The organism is Candidatus Nanosynbacter sp. HMT-352, assembly GCF_022819385.1.
In the GTDB taxonomy this organism is placed as follows: Bacteria; Patescibacteriota; Saccharimonadia; order Saccharimonadales; family Saccharimonadaceae; genus Nanosynbacter.
The window spans coordinates 370,324-388,256 of sequence record NZ_CP089290.1; the positions used below are offsets into that span (position 1 = coordinate 370,324).

General features: G+C 44.3%; 15 protein-coding genes. 8 read left to right on the plus strand and 7 right to left on the minus strand.

Features of this window, described 5'->3' with window-relative positions:
- From LRM44_RS01925 to LRM44_RS01940, 4 genes are read left to right on the plus strand one after another with little or no spacing between them, the layout of a single operon-like run.
- The gene (locus tag LRM44_RS01925) at positions 1–1,038 is read left to right on the plus strand and encodes a phospho-N-acetylmuramoyl-pentapeptide-transferase (protein ID WP_129632551.1); all 1,038 of its coding nucleotides are present in this window, start codon (positions 1–3) and stop codon (positions 1,036–1,038) included.
- Positions 1,031–2,323: an FtsW/RodA/SpoVE family cell cycle protein gene (locus LRM44_RS01930; RefSeq protein ID WP_243804439.1), complete on the plus strand. Its 1,293-nt coding sequence runs from the start codon at positions 1,031–1,033 to the stop codon at positions 2,321–2,323. Before LRM44_RS01925 ends, LRM44_RS01930 begins: the two co-directional genes overlap by 8 nt.
- On the plus strand, positions 2,256–3,419 hold the full coding sequence (locus LRM44_RS01935; RefSeq protein ID WP_243804440.1) for a UDP-N-acetylglucosamine--N-acetylmuramyl-(pentapeptide) pyrophosphoryl-undecaprenol N-acetylglucosamine transferase: 1,164 nt from the start codon (positions 2,256–2,258) through the stop codon (positions 3,417–3,419). The genes LRM44_RS01930 and LRM44_RS01935 overlap by 68 nt, the downstream gene beginning before the upstream one ends.
- On the plus strand, positions 3,416–4,330 hold the full coding sequence (locus LRM44_RS01940; protein ID WP_243804442.1) for a cell division protein FtsQ/DivIB: 915 nt from the start codon (positions 3,416–3,418) through the stop codon (positions 4,328–4,330). The genes LRM44_RS01935 and LRM44_RS01940 overlap by 4 nt, the downstream gene beginning before the upstream one ends.
- 766 nt (positions 4,331–5,096) lie before the next feature.
- On the opposite strand, the gene LRM44_RS01945 is transcribed toward LRM44_RS01940, so the two are convergent.
- Positions 5,097–5,606, minus strand: a complete 510-nt coding sequence (locus LRM44_RS01945; RefSeq protein WP_243804444.1) for a DUF2726 domain-containing protein — start codon at positions 5,604–5,606, stop codon at positions 5,097–5,099.
- 98 nt (positions 5,607–5,704) lie between these two features.
- Here LRM44_RS01945 and LRM44_RS01950 point away from each other — a divergent pair, with 98 nt between their 5' ends.
- The 4 genes from LRM44_RS01950 to LRM44_RS01965 all read left to right on the plus strand — a co-directional run bounded on the left by LRM44_RS01950 (position 5,705) and on the right by LRM44_RS01965 (position 9,157).
- The gene (locus LRM44_RS01950; protein ID WP_243804446.1) at positions 5,705–6,262 is read left to right on the plus strand and encodes a DUF6609 family protein; all 558 of its coding nucleotides are present in this window, start codon (positions 5,705–5,707) and stop codon (positions 6,260–6,262) included.
- A gap of 321 nt (positions 6,263–6,583) precedes the next feature.
- The gene (speD, locus tag LRM44_RS01955; RefSeq protein WP_243804447.1) at positions 6,584–6,931 is read left to right on the plus strand and encodes an adenosylmethionine decarboxylase; all 348 of its coding nucleotides are present in this window, start codon (positions 6,584–6,586) and stop codon (positions 6,929–6,931) included.
- A 1-nt stretch (position 6,932) separates the two neighbouring features.
- Positions 6,933–7,619 carry a hypothetical protein gene (locus LRM44_RS01960; RefSeq protein ID WP_243804449.1) on the plus strand — a complete coding sequence of 229 codons (687 nt, stop codon included), beginning with the start codon at positions 6,933–6,935 and terminating at the stop codon, positions 7,617–7,619.
- Positions 7,620–7,630: 11 nt separating this feature from the next.
- Positions 7,631–9,157 carry a polyamine aminopropyltransferase gene (locus LRM44_RS01965; RefSeq protein ID WP_243804450.1) on the plus strand — a complete coding sequence of 509 codons (1,527 nt, stop codon included), beginning with the start codon at positions 7,631–7,633 and terminating at the stop codon, positions 9,155–9,157.
- A gap of 3 nt (positions 9,158–9,160) precedes the next feature.
- On the opposite strand, the gene LRM44_RS01970 is transcribed toward LRM44_RS01965, so the two are convergent.
- The 6 genes from LRM44_RS01970 to LRM44_RS01995 all read right to left on the minus strand — a co-directional run bounded on the left by LRM44_RS01970 (position 9,161) and on the right by LRM44_RS01995 (position 17,888).
- Positions 9,161–11,809 (minus strand): type IV secretory system conjugative DNA transfer family protein, encoded by a 2,649-nt coding sequence (locus LRM44_RS01970; protein WP_243804452.1) that lies wholly within the window; start codon positions 11,807–11,809, stop codon positions 9,161–9,163.
- A gap of 44 nt (positions 11,810–11,853) precedes the next feature.
- The gene (locus tag LRM44_RS01975) at positions 11,854–12,906 is read right to left on the minus strand and encodes a sigma factor-like helix-turn-helix DNA-binding protein (protein WP_129632578.1); all 1,053 of its coding nucleotides are present in this window, start codon (positions 12,904–12,906) and stop codon (positions 11,854–11,856) included.
- Between the two features lie 201 nt (positions 12,907–13,107).
- A complete protein-coding gene (gene topA / locus LRM44_RS01980; protein WP_243804454.1) occupies positions 13,108–15,453 on the minus strand; it encodes a type I DNA topoisomerase in 2,346 nt (781 codons plus the stop codon).
- A gap of 45 nt (positions 15,454–15,498) precedes the next feature.
- Positions 15,499–16,206, minus strand: a complete 708-nt coding sequence (locus LRM44_RS01985; protein ID WP_243804456.1) for a CDP-alcohol phosphatidyltransferase family protein — start codon at positions 16,204–16,206, stop codon at positions 15,499–15,501.
- A 22-nt stretch (positions 16,207–16,228) separates the two neighbouring features.
- Positions 16,229–17,098, minus strand: coding sequence for a DNA-processing protein DprA (gene dprA, locus LRM44_RS01990; RefSeq protein ID WP_243803560.1), 870 nt, complete (start codon positions 17,096–17,098; stop codon positions 16,229–16,231).
- Positions 17,099–17,474: 376 nt separating this feature from the next.
- A complete protein-coding gene (locus LRM44_RS01995; RefSeq protein ID WP_243803561.1) occupies positions 17,475–17,888 on the minus strand; it encodes a Fur family transcriptional regulator in 414 nt (137 codons plus the stop codon).
- Positions 17,889–17,933 lie beyond the last annotated feature (45 nt).

Below are 17,933 nucleotides of genomic sequence, written 5' to 3' on the forward strand. Positions count from 1 at the left end.
ATGGGAATAGCTTTACAAACAATGACCAATGAATTGACGCACGTATTTTTGCTGAGTGTCGGCGCGTTTTTGCTAGCGATGTTTTTAACGCCAATTTATACGTTTTTCGCTTATCGATATCGCTTCTGGAAGCGCCAAAGGTCGGAAAGCACTGATGGGAAAAAGCTAAAGGTTTTTGCCAAATTCCAAGCGGCAAAATTGCGGCGAAACATCCCGACGATGGCTGGGGTGATTGGTGTAATTTCAATTTTCGTGGTGACGATTTTCTTCAATTTAGACCGAGCGCAGACCTGGCTTCCTCTGGCGGCGTTGGTTGGTGGCGGAATTGTCGGGCTGATTGACGATATCATCAATCTGCGTGGTTTGGGCGGCGGCGCGGCTGGGCTTCGTAGCCCAGTGAAGTTTGCGCTGATTACGCTGATTGGCGTGGTGCTTGGTTGGTTTTTCTTTGCCAAATTGGGCGTGGCGAGTTTCCATGTGCCGTTTGTGGGCGAGGTGAATATTGGTTGGTTGATAGTTCCGCTGTTTGCATTTGCGGTGGTGGCTACCGGTAACGCTGTTAATATTTCTGACGGAATGGATGGGCTGGCAGGCGGGCTGCTTGGCATTAGCTTTGGGGCGTTTGGTGTGATTGCTTTATTACAACAACATGTTATATTGGCGGGATTCTGCTTTACTGTTGTTGGTGTACTTTTGAGCTATTTGTGGTTCAATATTTATCCAGCTCGATTCTTCATGGGCGATGTTGGAAGTTTCGCTTATGGCGCGTGTTTGGGCGTTGTGGCAATGCTGACCGACTCTCTACTCCTACTTCCTGTGATTGGCTTGTTGTTTGTAATTGAGGCGGGATCAAGCTTGACCCAAATCGTCAGCAAGAAGCTGTTTAAGAGAAAGATTTTCTTGTCTGCGCCGATTCATCATCACTTGGAGGCGATTGGTTGGCCAGAAACTAAGGTGACGATGCGTTTTTGGGTTATTGGCTGCGTGATGGCGTTTATCGGCGTGATGCTGGCGCTTGCTGGAGGTCATATTGCGTAATTCGGTCGCCAAAAATCGTCAATCTATAGCTCAGCCGGTTCGAAGCCATCGACCGATGTATCAGATTGTGCTTTATATGGGGCTTTTGTTGCTACTTGGGCTGATTGTTATGTATGCGCTGGGGCCGCAACGCGCCAACGTGATGAATTATGCTTACGGCACGAATTATAGCGATACGTATTTCTTTGGCAAGCAGCTGACGAGCGTATTTATTGCCGTCGTGGCTTTTTCTGCGTTTTACTTTACGCCGTACAAATGGTTTATTGGCGAGAGATCGAAGTATATTCTCTACGCTGGATTTGCGCTATGCATTTTACTATTTCTCTCGGGCGCGGTACTTCATTTGTCGTTTGCGCAAGAAACTAACGGTGCGTATCGATGGTTCCAATTGGGCGTACTGGGAAGTTTCCAGCCATCAGAATTGCTCAAATATGGCGTGCTATTATTTTTGGCGGGATTTTTAGGGCGGCGGTCGCAACAGGAAAAATTGAACGACATCCAAGAAACTATCATTCCGCTGGGCATTATTTCCGGCTTGTCGCTGCTGATGATTGTGTTTTTGCAAAAAGACTTGGGAACGGGAATTTCGTTGATAGCGATTATTTTATCAATGATTTTGGTGGCTGGAATTGATTGGAAGATTTTCAAGAAGATTCTGGCAATTGTTGCGCTTTGTGGTTTGGTGATGATTTTTACGTCGCCGCACCGAATCGAGCGCGTGATGACTTTCGTGCAAGGCGATAGTCACAAAGGGACGAGCAGTCAGGAGAATAAGAATTATCACATCCAGCAGGCCAGGATTGCGATTGGTTCTGGCGGGCTTCTGGGGCTTGGAATTGGTAAAAGCGTTCAGGCGACAGGATATCTTCCAGAGGCGACTAACGACTCAATTTTTGCCGTCATGGGAGAAACGTTTGGCTTTGTCGGCTTAATGGCTATATTGGCGCTATTTACGGCATTATTATTGTCGATTTTGCATGTAGCCGCGAGACTTCCGAACGTGACGTTGCGGCTAATTGTGGCGGGAATTTTTGGCTGGATTGCTTCTCACGTGATACTGAATATCGCCGCAATGACAGGGTTGGCGCCGCTTACCGGAATTCCATTGCCATTATTAAGTTATGGCGGTACAAGTATGTTATTTATCGCGGCAGCACTCGGTTTAGTTTTTCAAATTTCCAAATATACGTCACATAAAGCATTAGAGGAGGGTGAAAGTGGCCAAGATCTTAGCGGTCGGCGGCGGCTCAGGCGGACACGTTACGCCAGTGGTAGCCGTATTTAGAGAATTACAGAAAACTGGTGATCACGAGCTTCGTTTTTGGTGCGATAAAAAATTTGGCGCCAGCGCGCGCGGTATTTTTGCTAAGTTCGATGAAAATATTCCGGTCGATTTGATTATTGCTGGAAAATTGCGTCGATATCACGGAAAAAGCATCTCATTTCATCTGCATCCGTCAATTCTATTTCCAAATTTGCGCGACGGTTTTAAGGTGATGATTGGATTTTTCCAGAGTTTATTTAAGCTTATGAAGTGGCGTCCAGACGTTATTTTTATTAAGGGCGGATATGTTTGTCTGCCGGTTGGCTATGCGGCTCGGCTATTAAGAATTCCGTTGGTTTTGCATGATTCTGACGCGCATCCAGGTTTGACGAATCGCTTGCTGAGCCCCTTCGCAAAAGCTATCGCCACGGGCGCGCCGCTTGAATATTACAATTATCCACCAGAAAAAGCTTCATATGTTGGCATTCCAGTTGCGCCAGAATTCCATCCATATTCTGAGGCTGAGAGGAAAGAATTGAAGGAAAAATTAGGCTTTAATGTCAATAAACCGCTAGTTGTTATTACTGGCGGTGGACTCGGAGCCGGGCGAATTAATTCCGCGATTGTAGCAATTAGGGAAAATCTGCTTGCTGAGGCTTCGGTATTTTTGATATCGGGAAATCAGCAATATGAAGAAATTCTCGAGCAAACCGACGAGCGAGAAGGCTGGCGATTGCAGGCGTTTGTTCACAACGGAATGGCGGAAGTTTTGGCGGCGGCGGATATAGTCGTGACCAGGGCAGGGGCGACCACTCTTCTGGAATTGGCGGCGCTACATAAACCGACAATCATCATCCCTAATGGTCATTTGACGGGCGGGCATCAATTGAAAAACGCTAAGGTTTATCAGGACGCATTGGCGGCGTTGATAGTTTCCGAAGATGAGTTGGATAAGGACAACCAAATCTTGGCACGAAAAATAATTGGCGTATTAAAATCTCAGAAAATTCTTAAAGGTTTGGGCGATAACTTCGGTAAATTTGCCAAGCCAAACGCGGCTAAAGATATGGCGAAGATTATTCTTACTACGGTGCGAAGGCAGGGTAGGCGAAAGTGAAATTCCCCTTCTCTAAGAAAAAGTCGGACGAGAATCTGAGTCGTCGAGAAATCGCGGCGCGTCGTCGAACCGAGAATTACGATGATTTGCCCGCCCAATCGTATCGTCGGAACAGGACGCTTAATAGCCGCCAAACGTCCTCTCCTTTGGAGACTTCTGAGAGGCTCGAGACTCACGAATTGGTGAAAAAACGTCGCCGTGTAATGCGGAAAATGCTTGCGACTGCGGTGAGTTTGCTTGTTGTGATATTTCTTTTGTTCCAATTGACAATCAATATTTCAATCCAAACTCCCGACGCAAAAAGTTCCAGCAACGCTAATAAATACGTGAGCGTTCTTAATGAATATTACAGCGCCCATCCAGCGGAGAGGTTCCGGTTCTTCCTCAATAATAATGACCTAAAGCAATTCTTTTTACAGAAAGCTCCTGAGGTAAAAAACATTCGCGTGGAGGGAGATTTTCTAGCGCGATCAGCTGTCAAGTTGACGTTTAGGCAGCCGGTGGCCCAGTGGTCTTCTGGGGATAAGATTTATTTTGTTGATGATAGCGGTGTTACTTTTGAACGGAATTATTTTGCCGCGCCTACGGTTGCTGTTCGTGATGAGAGTGGCCTACCGACTAGAGGTGGTCAAGAAGTTATCAATCGTCAATTCTTGAGCTTCCTTGGTCAAGCTGTGTCTGAATTTTCGCAGCATAAAATGAATGTTTCAGAGGTTATTCTGCCAGCTAATACTGTACGCCAAGTCTGGTTTAAGGTCGAGGGCAGGGAAACCCAGATTCGTATGACGGTAGATAGGTCTGCTCAAGCTCAGGTTAAACAGGCGATAGCTACTTTGAGTTATTTGGATAATAATGGCGCGAAGCCAGGGTATATAGACGTCAGGGTGGATCAGAGGTCGTTCTATAAGTAGGGTGGTCAACTTCTCTTCTGGATAGAGTAAGTTCTCTTTTTGTTCTATTTCTGTATGGCGTAGAAAATATATATAACAATATAAAAATATGCAAAAGTCAAATAATCGCAAAATGATAAGCTAGGGGAGTAGGGCAATAAAAATATAAAAATGTCAAATAATATAAAATGCATTGTGGAAAACTTAACGAGCTTACGGCGCGCATACTCAGAGTTTATATTGATGTAAAAATATCAATGTAGCACTCCGGCATGTATAGTGCTGGAATTAAAAAAATATTTTTTTAAGTTCGTATTTTGTTGGTGTAATTTTTTATAAAAGACGGTATGTTCTATGAGGTTGTGTATAATAGAGAATCCCCTGGTCGAATTACTGGAAAAAAGTTCGTTTTTAAGGTGTTAGCGAATATATGTAGACATATGTATATTCATCTTTGTGCGGCATTTATTATTGCGTAAAAGGTACATTGTGCGACATTAAAACTATATCTAAAACACGACTATTCCCATCGTCTTTCTTCGTGATAAATTTATCTCATCTTTACCAAATCAACCCACTTGTCGTTTACTATTTTATAAACCGCCCTATTTTACTGGCTTGGTGCGTTTTATGTTGTGTATTGGTTTATCTGCATTGGCTCGGATTTATAATTTATGTTTGTATTGCGCAAAATTTATCAATATAAATATTCAGCCGATTCGGCTTTATGTACGCTTAAAAATGACTAATAATTAGTTCGTATTTTGTTCTATTGTTTTTTTAATTGCTAATTTTGCGAAAGAGCTTGGGTGATTCTGTGCTTAATTATTTCACTGTTCCATTCGCCCGCCTTAAATCGCAGTAGGGGCATATTAGTGTTGGTCATGATCGAATTGACGAAATCATCGCGCGTTTTCCGATCGGGCTGATTGTGAGTACTATCATCAAGCTCAATAGCTATGAGGGGCTTCATATCATTGGTGCAAATTAGAAAATCTACAGATTTGCCGTTTATTTTCGCGAAAGCTGCTTTCCAACTTTGCCCTTTTATCTCGTGATCCAAAAACATACTTAAATGAGCCTGAGGTATAATTACACATCCGTTTACCGCTTCGTGTAGTGTTTTATAAAACGATAATTCACTTGGCGTCATTGCACAAGATTTTTTGATGTATACATATTCTTTCTTTATTGGGGTTTTAATTGGGCTTGTGTCGCCGTCGGTCCCCTGCCTTGCTTTGATTGCCAGAAAAATAATTGCGGCGGCTACTATAACTATAGATATAAGCGTTTCCATGAGATTAGTTTATCATATGTTGATAATAAATGCTTACGATTTTTAGGCTTTATCGTTGTGGTGATATAATAAGAGTGATAATTTTATCGGAGATATTTATGGCTTTTTTAAATTATAATAAAGATGAAAAGTTAGAATTCAATTATAAGAGAGCGTGTGGATTGTGGCTAATTGTAATAGCGGCGATTATTTCAATAGCTACTTTAGTAGGAGGAAAGCAAATAATAAATATGCAAATATTTAGTATTGGATATGTTATTAGTTTTTTCTCAATCAACATGAATAAAAAGGTGTTGAATAGGCTGTCTGATGGCCCTTCGAGTGAATTTCAAAAGAAAGTATCTTTATACGCCGTTATTTTATTATTTATCTTAATGGTTTTGCTGGGCGGGCCATTCTTTGCGACTGAAAATTGGAGATTGATTTGGCTTGGAGCGCTGATGGCAACCGCGCTACATTTTTTCCTGTATTATTTTGTGCATGGAAAATCAATGATATATCTAGGTCTTATTTGCGCCATTAATATTTTTGTAGGATACATTTTTACCGATATCCCATTAGAGGTGATAGCATATATTGACTCGGCAATTAAGCTTGTATTTGGAATATATTTACTATTTTTTTCAAAGCCGCCAAAAAAGGCACTTCGAAAATGAGGAGCCTTCATGCAGCCGTCTTCAAGAGGCGGAGTAGGTCAACATATTGTTATGATGTCAGCAGTTTCCTAATATTATACAGTTCTGGTGGTGTTTAAGGGTAATACATCAGTCAAAATAAAATAAGACAGCCCGCGTTGCTCTAACATAAGAGGGGCGCTGCTGTCTTACACTGCTATATTACTACGACCATCATTGAAAAATCAATAATATCGCCTTTCGCTATAATTCCCTAATAATCTAAATACCGATATTCCCTAAGAGCAGCCGCGTTTCACCTTTACTCCTGACGCTCTCTAGGGGTGATATAATTACTATAATATGTATGCATATGAGGTACAATCTATAACCATAAAAGCGAGCGAAGTTGATTCTGCTTTGCTTAATGATGCGGATGAGCTGCAGAAAATGTTAAGAAATGTTACGGAATTGGCGGGCTTGCATTCTTTGGAATCGGTAACGCATCAATTTTCTCCGCAAGGAATTAGCGCCGCTCTGCTTTTGTCGGAGTCGCACATCGCGATTCATACGTGGCCGGAAAGCGGCGTGGCGTATATAGCGATGACAACTTGTAAAATGCTGGATGATGATAAATTGCAACAAATAAAAGAGTTGGTTGCACGGATGCTGGACGCGGAAAACATAATTATGAAAGAAATGACATTGTAAGATGAAACGAACCAAGGCGCGACTTAAAATTAACCAGATTTTGACCGGCAAGAAGACGAATTTGCGAGTTGTTGGCTGTTTGCTTTTTCGGGAATGGGATAAGAAAGATAAGCGATTTTACTACTGGGAAGAGTGGGAGATTACAGGGTTGGCTGATTATGATAGCTGGGTGGAATATGATCACAGCGATCAAACCGTTTCTTTGTACGAGCCGATTCGTTTCACCCAGGCAATTGACCCAACGCAATTGAAAAAAGGTCAATCATTCACCGTTTCTGAACAGGACGGCAAGGATCACGTTGTAGTGGTTGACGAGGTTGGAATTGGTGAAATTATGAATATCAAGGGTAAAAATACGTATCAAGTTTTCCCGAAAGAACTGATGGCGTATGCTACTTTGAGGGATACTGGCGCGCCGAAAAACCGTCAGTTGATTACGATTGAGAAGTACAATAATCGCGAATATGATGCCTACCGCAAGGTTCAGCTGAGCGATAAAGAACAGAAGGAAATGTTCGGCAGGACCATTAAGCCGATTGACTGGACGACGATTATAGTCATTGCCATATTTATCGCTATTATTTTGTTTGCATTCATCTTTGACAACAATTCCGACAGCAGTAATGGCGGAGGTCACGGCGGATCGCGCAGTGTTTACGGCGGCAGCAGCGGCGGGCTTGGTAAATAAAAGGAGCTATAATGTCACGATCAAGTACGAAAAAACGGGAGCAAATTGCTTTATTTGCGGCGGCGATTTTAGTAGCAATTGGCGGAATTATTTACGAGCTGATTTTAGGCGCGGCTGCGTCATATTTGGTGGGTGATTCGATTTTGAGCTTTAGTCTGGCAACTGGCGTGACGCTGTTCGGCATGGGAATTGGCTCGCTGCTGGTCAATTACATCAAGCTTCATCCAGCAACCAGCTTCGCAACGAACGAAATTATTCTGGGGCTAATTGGTGGAAATTCGGTGATGCTGATGTATTTGGGATTCGTTTTTACGCGTTCGCATTGGCTAATTTTTGCCGTCATAAGTCTGGCAATTGGTATTTGTATCGGGCTGGAAATTCCGCTTTTAATGAAAATGTTTCAGGAGTTCGGGTGCAAGTCTTCGGTGAAATTATTTAGCAAGATTTTAGCACTCGATTATTTTGGGGCGCTAATTGCGTCGCTATTATTCCCGCTCGTTATGCTTCCGTATCTTGGTTTGATGCGCAGTGCGTATCTGGTGGCGGCTTTGAATATTGGCGTTGCGGTTCTGATTCTTAAGCAAATGAAAGCGTCGAAAATTGTGATGACAATTAGCGTTATTGCGACAATGTTGCTGGTGGGATTCTTTATTTTCGCGACAGAAATTGAGCACGGAATCGACAAGCGAACGTATAAAGATCCGGTGATGTGGCAGCAGCAGACGCCGTATCAGAAAATTGTCCTGACTAGATATAAGAATGACACGAGGTTGTTTTTGAATCGCAATCTGCAGTTTTCCAGCCTTGACGAAGCGCGTTATCACGAAACTCTGTCCGCTTCTGCTCTGTCTTCGGTCGCCAATCCGAAGCGTGTGCTGATTATGGGCGGCGGCGATGGCTTGTTGGCTCGGGACGTTTTGAAATATCCCAGTGTTGAGCATATTACGTTGGTTGATATTGATGAGGTGATGACTAATCTGGCGAAAACTAATCATCTTCTCACCGATGTAAATCAGCGCTCGTTGCATGATCCGCGCGTTTCTATTGTCAATCAAGACGCTTTCCAATTCGCCTTCTCTACCAAGGATAAATATGATGTCGTGCTGATTGATCTGGTGGATCCGTCGAATGAAAAATTAGCCAAGTTGTATTCCGAGCAATTATATCGTCAAATTGGCAATATTTTAACGGAGCGCGGAGTTATGGTGACACAGGCGACGTCTTCATTTTTCTCTCCGCACGCTTTTTATATGGTGGCAAACACCGTCAAATCGTCTCATCCAGAGCGATATGTGACGGCGTTTTCGATCAATGTGCCATCATTTGGTGAGTGGGGTTTTGTGATGTCTACGCCGCGAGTCGAGGTTGTGGCTAGTCAGCCATTACCGAAAAACCTACGATATCAAAACCAGAAACTACTCACCTTTCTGACTAAACAAAACGCCGTATCGGTGCCATCTGGACCGACTTCTACGTTGGTTTCTCCGCGAATTACCGATGTTTACAATTCCGATATGCGCCAGTGGCGATACGAATAGTTTTTAGGCGGCGGTAGTGCTCTTTTTCCGTCGGCGGCGTCGTCTTTTTGGCGTGGCTGAAGCTAGCGGTGTAACTGTGTTGATTGCAGTTTCTGTAGGTGCATTATCATTGCCGCGAATTTGCAGAACAACTTCGCCGTCGTTTGCTGCAGGTTGCGGCTTTTCCGGTTGGCTATTGACCACTGGAGCGTTGCTTACGGGCTGCGACTGAGGTTTGGCAGGCTGCTTTTTTTGGTTGCGGACAGGTTTTATTGCGGTATCAATTTCCTTCTCGACATCTTCCCTGTTTCGCGAATACATGCGACGCGAATGTTCAATAATGTGCGGCGTGTTGTCGGCTTGGCTTGGCGGAAGTTCCAGTGTGCGAGCAGAAAACGCAGGAGTTTTCTCGCCGCCGATAACCATATTGACAACAAAATTACGATTGTGCATTTGAAGTAGGTCGATTGCCTCGAAGTTCGGCTCGAATTGCTTGGCAAGAATCGGCGCATCGTCAGCGGAAACTCGGAAAGAAATCATGGTGCCGACGTTGCCGAAAACCGCATCGCGAACCGTGTCGCTCATCTGGGAAATGTACTGATTGGCAACGGTCAAGTTAAGGCCATATTTTCGAGCCTCAGACAGAATAGTCGCAAATGAATCGGTGGCAAAGTTCTGGAACTCGTCGACGTAAAGATAGAATGGGCGGCGGTCGCGCACGTCAGGAATGTCACTTCGAGACATGGCGGCAAGCTGAATTTTCGTAACCAAAAACGAACCGAGTATGGCGGCATTATCTTCACCGATAAGACCTTTGGACAGATTGACAATTAGAATCTTTCCTTCATCCATAATCTGGCGAATATTGAATGTGGATTTTGGCTGTCCGATGATGTTGCGGATGATTGGATTGGCAGTGAAAGCTCCGACTTTATTTAAGACTGGCGCAATTGCCTCGGCGACAAACTTGTCATTCCAGCTGGCAAATTCGACATTCCAGAATTGCAAAACCACGGTGTCCTGGCAATAAGTCAGCGTTTCTTTTCGGAATTCCTTATCTGTTAGCATGCGAGTAATGTCGAGCATCGTCGCTTCTGGTCGGTCCAGCAAAGCCAGAATTGTATACCGCAAAATATACTCAAGCCGTGGCCCCCACGAATCGCCGAAAATACGCTTCAAAACGCCGATGATCTCTGACGAAATGTTGGTTTTCTGATTAGGGTTCGTGACTTCCAGCGGGTTGAATCCCAGAGGATACGCGGTGTCGGCTGGATTGAAATAGATCACGTCGTTCAATCGGCTGCCAGGGATAAATTTCATGTTGTTGATTGCGAAGTCGCCGTGCGGGTCGATGATGGCATATCCTTGATTATGGAAAATATCGCTTAAGGCGAAGAGCTCTAATAGTCCACTTTTTCCGGCGCCCGTTTGCCCGATTATGTAAACGTGGCGTGAGCGATCATAGCGTAACATGCCGAATTGGTGGCTGATGCCGCGGAAGTTGGTGACGCCAAAGGCAGAAATTTGGTCATCGTTGACATCTTCTCCGGTTAAGACTGGCAATTTGGACGGCGGTTCTGCAGTTTTGGAGCTTGCCCAGACTATATTCGGCGTCTCGACGTTGGTGTGCGGCAAATGAAAAACTGACGCCAATTCTTCTATGTTTAAGATGAAGCCGTCGCCAATGAACGAACGCTTGCGATATTTATCAATAAATTCTTTACCAAACGCGCCCTTGACGGCGTGAAATCCGTTGAGATTTGTCGAGTTGAACTGCTTAAATGTGCCGACGAGTGCCTGCATGCGAAGCTTAGCGTTTGTCTGACTTTCGCCCATATAAACCAAGCGAATTTTTACCTCGTAGCCGAGTTTTGTGGCCTTTTTCTCTGCTTCAGAAATGCGAGTTTTATCGCGATCTGACAGCTCAACGGCTGTCGATTGATTTGCTCCCTGCTCTGGTGGTTGCCATAACGCGCCAAGTACGCCGATTAGCCATTGCATGCTGCCGCCGAATCCTGGCAAGGAGAACATTCGTCCGTTTTTTATACTATTTATGTATCGATCTGCGGCGTTTTGCCAGTCGTCAGGGATCGGTCTGACCAGTACCTGAATCCACAATTCCTCACCAGTGGTTTCCAATTTCGCCAGCGTGCCCGTAATGCCTGCCAGCGGGTCGACCTCGAAGTTTTGGAAGGTGCGAATCGGGAGAAACTCATCCGTGGTTAATGTCAATTCTGTCGAATAAGCAACTTCGTGGTCACGCTCGTGCTCAGTGTAATCTTCGTCGGCTTGGTGAATTTGAACGGTTGGGTATTGAGAATAGATCTGTCCTTCGACGAAACTTTGCAAGGTTTTTGGCACCCAAACGTAAAAGCGAATTTGCCCATTGACTGAGGCGATTTCAAAGCTGATATGCTCCTGGTGTCCGCCAGATAATCGCAATTCTTTATTGTCGCGAAGAATTCCGTGCAGTGAAGCGAATAACTGCTCGGCGGCAAGCTCTTGCTTGTCGTTGGTGCGTGGGATTTCCAGAATCAAAAGTACGCTCTCAACTGGGGTGAAGTCTTCGATTTTCCGATAATTTCGCCACGTCAAAAACATCAGGACTGCCACGATTGGCATCCAAACGTACCATTGTAATAACGTACCGATGATCCAAGAAATAATCTGCATTATGTGTAAATTATCTCACCTCTGAAAGAAGTTTGCAACTTAGCTTAAGCGGCTTCTTCAAAAACGTATGTGGCTTTAGCGACGCGTTTGAATTGTGGCTTTGATTGAAGGTTTAATAGAATAGTAGTTTCCTTGACTTGTCGTTTGTCGAGGACTTGACGAACGATTTCATCGCGGTGAAGCGGAGTTTCGGAATTCTTCAAAATATCGGTAATGATATCTGCTACAGTTCCGCGGCTGTAGCCCCAGCTGGCAAGCGCGTAAATGCCGCGACCGATCAGAACAAAGCGCTTGTCTTTAATAAGTTCATTGTGAATTGCCTGCGTCGTGACGCTTCGGCGGTTAAATTCGCTGTCCCGAATTCCTTTGGCAATGTCGGAAAAATGCATCGGTGAGCCATTCGTGTCCAGAACAACGTAGATTTTATCGCGAATGTTCTTTGGGTTGACCGCTGGCCATTTGGCTAGTCCCCACTGATCGTTTAAGCTGGCTAATTTCTTACTAACAGTAGCCAAGGCTGCAATGTTTGAAGGATGTTCATAGTCCAATTTTTTGTGCAATTCTTCCGCGGTAACGGGTTCGCCGTGTTTTTTGATGGTCTTTACAACTTCTTCGACTCGTGCTCTGATTTGCTTTTCATTGCCGAGAGTGTCAATTGCTGCCGCTTGGTAATAATCGTCATTCTCTGTAACAATCGTGATGTTTTCTGCCAGCTCAGAAATAAACGCCACACGAGCGCGGTCAATTGCAGTAGCTTCTTTACCGAGGAAATGCGACGCCAAATCCTGCATGCGCGCAACTCGTCCCATCTCAGACAAACTCGAAGTGATTTCTTTTTCCATAGCAATAACCGAAGGAAGTTCTCCCTCGGCGACAGCTGCACGTAGACGTGTTAAGATTGCTTTTTCTAGCTGACGAACGCGCTCGCGAGTAATGCCGAACATATCGCCAATTAACTCTAACGTTTCTTTTCGGTCATACAAACCAAATCGTCGAGAAATAATTTCCTTCTCGCGCTCTTGCGGAATCTTAGAAATAATAGTATCGACGACAGAATTTAATTTGGCGCTTTGCTCGGTTTTTGCTGTCTCGCTCATGCTACTAGAAACATCCTCTCTGCCTCACCACAGGTTATATTGATTGAAAATATGTTTTTAATTATACAATTGCATTTGACAAAAGTCAATAGATAAATGCCATAATTGCTGATATAAATTATAGCATTTATTTTACGTTTTTTGCAATAGATTATATGAAGAGTTTTTATTATCCGGAATTATTGGATAGTATGGAAAGCGCTATTTCTTTTTAGTGGATGTTTTGGTGGCTTTTTTAACTACGCGTTTGCGAGTTGGTTTCGCTGTTGTGGCGCTTAATAGCTCCAGAGCTTTTTCGTGAGTAATAGTTTTCGGATCCGTATCTTTAGGGATTTTGACATTTTTAGTGCCGTTGGTGATGTATGGACCGAATCGTCCATTAAGAACTTTAACTCCATCCGGGAATTCGGCGATATTCTTAGCGGCTTCGGCTTCTAATTTGGCGGCGTAAAGTTCACGCGCTTTTTCTAAAGTAATGCTATGCGGATCTTCCGGCTTAATGGAAACGAACAATTTGCCAACTTGAATGTATGGACCGAATCGTCCAATATTCGCCTTAATATCTTGCCCGTCCTCTGTTTGTCCGACGATGCGTGGCAACTTGAACATTTCCAGTGCTTGCTCCAGAGTAACTGTCTCAATTTTCGTGCCCTTTGGCAGCGGCGCAAAACGCGGCTTTTCGTCGCCGTCAGTTTCGCCAAGCTGTAACATTGGACCGAATCGCCCAAATCGCGCGATAATCGGTTTATTCGTCTTCGGGTCAATTCCCACTTCGCGATTAGCACCGACTTTACTTCGGTCGATCCCGCCAGATTGCTCGATTAATTTATGGAAAGGCGTGTAAAATCCGTGCAGCATTGTGCTTTTTTCCAGATTAGCACCGGCAATTTTGTCAAATTCCGTCTCAACGTTGGCGGTGAAATCGTAATCGACAATTTGCGTAAAATGGTCCGTCAGGAAATCGGCAATCAGTTCGCCGCTTGGCGTTGGAATAAGCTTGCCGCGAGTTGAGCCAGTCTTTTCTTGAACAACATTTCGACTGACTTCCTCGCCGTTATAGTTCAGAACAATTACATCACGCGGTTGACCTTCGCTGTCACCCTTTTCAACGTAGCCACGAGTCTGAATAGTGTCAATAATCGTAGCGTAAGTTGACGGACGTCCAATTCCAAGCTCCTCCAACTTCTTAACTAGCGAACCTTCGGTGTAGCGAGCTGGCGGTCTGGTGAATGTTTGACGAGCCGTAATATCGTGAGAATTGACTTCATCGCCAGACTGTAACTTCGGTAGAAGCTCATCTTTATTGCCACCGTAAACGCGCAAAAATCCATCAAATGTAATGACTTCGCCTTTTGCTTCAAACTGAGCGAGTTTTTTGCTCTTAGGTAAATTATCGCCTTTGATGTCAATTGTGATAGTCGTTTTTTCTAGCTTCGCTGGCGACATTTGCGACGCTAAAGTTCGGCGTCGAATTAGGTCGTATAATTTCTGGTCATAGCTATTATTAGACGCGGTTTCCAGAGTGATGTCTGTCGGGCGAATGGCTTCGTGGGCTTCTTGGGCGGATGCGGATTTGGTCTTAAATTTGCGAACCGTTGAGTAATCTGGACCGTAAAGACGCTTGATAAAATCGGTGGCCGCCGCGATGGCTTGACCGCTCAAATTTACGGAGTCGGTACGCATATAGGTGATTTTTCCGTCTTGGTATAATTTTTGTGCCGAGGCCATGGTTGCTTTGGAGCTGAAACCAAGTTTAGAGTTGGCTTCCTGTTGCAGGGTTGAAGTGGTAAATGGCGCCGCTGGATTTCTGGTCCCAGGAGTTTTTGAGATATCGCTAACAATAAATTCGGCAGGTTTCAGGCTATTTAAGAACTTGTTCGCCGCTTCTTCTGTATCGAATTTTTGATTAAGCTCGGCCTTGAATTCTTGATTGTCGTGAATAAAAATGGCAGTAATTTTAAACTGAGAATTGCCCTCAAACTTCATAATTTCTCGTTCGCGCTCGACTAGCAATCGCACTGCTGGACTCTGAACGCGACCAGCCGATTTTCCGCCAGGAACTTTCTGCCAGACGACTGGGCTGAGCTCAAAACCAACCAGTCGGTCAAGGATTTGCCTGGCTTGTTGCGCCTGAACCAAATTCATATCCACGGTTCGCGGATTCTTAATTGCGTTGGTTATGGCGTCTTTGGTGATCTCATGAAAAACAATTCGCTTAGTTGTTTCAATAGGAAGATCCAACACCTTACACAAATGCCAAGCAATGGCCTCCCCTTCGCGGTCTTCATCGGTTGCGAGCCAAACATTTTCCTTGCCAACTGCCTTGACATTTCTCTTTAGTTCGGTGATAACTTTCTTTTTTTCAGGATCAACTTCATAGATTGCGAAAAAATCGTTAGCCACGTCAATCGGCGGCGTTCCATCCTTCGTCTTTTTAACGATCGAGCGAATATGCCCCACGCTGGACAGGACGTGAAAATCCTTGCCGAGATATTTCTCGATGGTTTTAGCTTTGGCTGGTGACTCGACGATAACGAGATTTTTCATAACTTTATATTATAACAAATCACTATGTAGCTACAATAACAATCTCTATTGACGGCTAGATTCTCCAATGCGACCAAGTAGTGCCGCTATTCCAAGACTGCGATCAACTCCCGTATTTTGGTGCTTTTCTGGGTTGTGGTTATTGCCGCTTGCTCGTCTGATATAGCTTGCTGTCGATAGTATCGCAGGAATTATAGCAGTTGCCGCCGCCAGCCCACCTAGTGCCCTGACTGTGTTGCTAGTTTTTCTTAAGCCGTGCAGCTCAGCAAATTTACCGGCAGAATATAATATTAGAGATGTAACTTCCATGGCCATGGCTATCTTGCCACTTTTTTCAGGCGCCTGTGACATGTCGGGGTTGTCTATATGAGTTTTTATTGAACACGCTGCATTGATAGCGTTAGACGCGGCAAAGCCACCAAGTACCAATTTTGGAGCTGTGCCTGCGTTATACATGTTCCATATAGTACAGAATACTTTGATTTTATCTCCAGTATGGTCAACAATTTTGCCTAGTTTAGTTTCTCCTCCAGTTGCCCTGGCTAGTTTGCCGTCTAGCGCATCCATTACACTGCCAATAACGAAAGTGGCAAATCCTTTAAATGTAGTAGGGTCCTTTATCCCAATGCACGCAGCGGCAGTTCCGATGAGGCTAAGTAGCGTTGGGGGTATGCCTTCTATACTGAAAAAGGGCTCTTCTCTTTTTTTGTCTGTAATGTCATTTTCTGGATGTAAACTGTCGGGGCTTCTCATAAAGTAGCATTATATAATAAAACTACCGTAACGTCCAGTTGTTCGCCCCGAGAGGTTTGATAACACCGTTGATTTCTAGCATTGTAAGCGCCGTGGCAAAATCTGATGCGGATAATCCTGATTTTTGTTGAATTTCGTCGCCGTCACGCAGCCCTTCTGAGATGAGTTTTATGATAATAGCTTCTTCAATTGTTGCGCTGGCTGCTAATTCTTGGCCGTTGTCTTTTTGTAATCTCTCTGGCGCGATGATTGATAAAACATCGTCGGCGTCTGTCACCAAATACGCCCCTTGTTTTAATAAAGTATTACAACCCGCCGACAGTGGGCTGGTTATGTTTCCGGGAACTACAAACAAATCTCTTCCCTGATTAAGTGCATGCGAGGCGGTGTTTAGTGTGCCGCTTCGCTCGGCGGCTTCAGTGATGATAATGCCATCTGCCAGCCCACTAACCAGCCGATTGCGCTCCAGAAAACTCCAACGATTGACTATTTTATTATCGCCCTTCATCCATTCTGAAACGACCGCGCCACCCTGCTTTATGATGCTCATGGCTAGTTGATAATTGGTCCGCGGTGAAATATCAGGAAGCTCGTTTGGGACGACCGCCACGACCGTTCCGCCAGCTTCAATTGCAGCTTTTTGGGCAATGCAATCCACGCCTAGCGCCAACCCGCTCACGATTACACATCCGGCTTTTGCCAGATCTGTTGCTAATCGCTCGGTCACTTCTTTTCCGTAGGCAGACGGCTTGCGGGACCCGACGATTGATACGACGGGCGCGCTTACTTCTGGCAATTTTCCCATATAACATAAGCTTTTTGGTGGATTGGCAATATGCGCTAATCTCTGGGAGAAAATATGTTCATCTGGTGTAATTCTATTGATTTCCATAAAAAATGTGGTAAAAAGTATTGACACTTTGTCAAATGTTTGCTATAATCAAGGACGATTGGTTAAGTAATCATTAACCAAACGCACCTTATACCCCCTATTCTAACTATATGTTAGGTTGCGCGCAATGGCATTAAGTATTCTTACCCTCCACTTTTTGCGGTTCAACGTTACGCGCATACTAACCCCTTTAACTGCCCTTTTTCAAAGGCGACATCCGTTAAGGCGAGCACTAATTGGTGTTGATAATAGTCAGGCGCGGACTTTTGGAGTTTTAGTCGCGACGCTTCGCTGATACGGTAGCTCGGGTGGGTTGAAGGGTAAAAAAGCGTCAGGTGATGCCCACCCTTACCTGGCGCTTTTTTGTTGGGAAAAATTATTTATTTTCTATAATATGTCGGCACTTTTCGCAAATACCTTCCAGCTCAAAGTGGTGTTTTGTGACTATGAAATTATGTTTTTTACCAATGAGATCTATGAGTTTTTCGAGTTCTTGCGATTGTATAGGTTCGGCATTTTGACAATTGATGCAGTAGAGATGGTGGTGATGTGGTATAAAAGGTTCCGCTAACTCGTAATAATTCTTCCAGCCAATAGTTATGGTGTTTATAATGTTCAAATTATCGAACATCAGTAGCGTGCGGTAAATGCTGGCGCGGTTAATGTTTTTGCAGTTTTTTGCAATATCACCAACCGTAAGAGGCACATCTGAATTTCGCAGGATGTCAAATACTTGCTGGCGAGGTTTTGTCAGGCGAAGATTGTGGCGTTCAAATATTTCATTTAGCATAGTGCTATTAATAGTTTATAACTTATTGCAACAAGTGTGCAATAG

Excerpts from the sequence above, each read along its gene's own strand:
- LRM44_RS01975 (WP_129632578.1), bottom strand. The coding sequence starts at position 12,906 with ATGAGCGAGACAGCAAAAACCGAGCAAAGCGCCAAATTAAATTCTGTC.
- speD (WP_243804447.1), top strand. The coding sequence starts at position 6,584 with ATGTATGCATATGAGGTACAATCTATAACCATAAAAGCGAGCGAAGTT.
- LRM44_RS01970 (WP_243804452.1), bottom strand. The coding sequence starts at position 11,809 with ATGCAGATTATTTCTTGGATCATCGGTACGTTATTACAATGGTACGTT.
- LRM44_RS01965 (WP_243804450.1), top strand. The coding sequence starts at position 7,631 with ATGTCACGATCAAGTACGAAAAAACGGGAGCAAATTGCTTTATTTGCG.
- LRM44_RS01985 (WP_243804456.1), bottom strand. The coding sequence starts at position 16,206 with ATGAGAAGCCCCGACAGTTTACATCCAGAAAATGACATTACAGACAAA.
- LRM44_RS01950 (WP_243804446.1), top strand. The coding sequence starts at position 5,705 with ATGGCTTTTTTAAATTATAATAAAGATGAAAAGTTAGAATTCAATTAT.
- LRM44_RS01945 (WP_243804444.1), bottom strand. The coding sequence starts at position 5,606 with ATGGAAACGCTTATATCTATAGTTATAGTAGCCGCCGCAATTATTTTT.
- topA (WP_243804454.1), bottom strand. The coding sequence starts at position 15,453 with ATGAAAAATCTCGTTATCGTCGAGTCACCAGCCAAAGCTAAAACCATC.
- LRM44_RS01960 (WP_243804449.1), top strand. The coding sequence starts at position 6,933 with ATGAAACGAACCAAGGCGCGACTTAAAATTAACCAGATTTTGACCGGC.
- LRM44_RS01925 (WP_129632551.1), top strand. The coding sequence starts at position 1 with ATGGGAATAGCTTTACAAACAATGACCAATGAATTGACGCACGTATTT.
- dprA (WP_243803560.1), bottom strand. The coding sequence starts at position 17,098 with ATGGAAATCAATAGAATTACACCAGATGAACATATTTTCTCCCAGAGA.
- LRM44_RS01995 (WP_243803561.1), bottom strand. The coding sequence starts at position 17,888 with ATGCTAAATGAAATATTTGAACGCCACAATCTTCGCCTGACAAAACCT.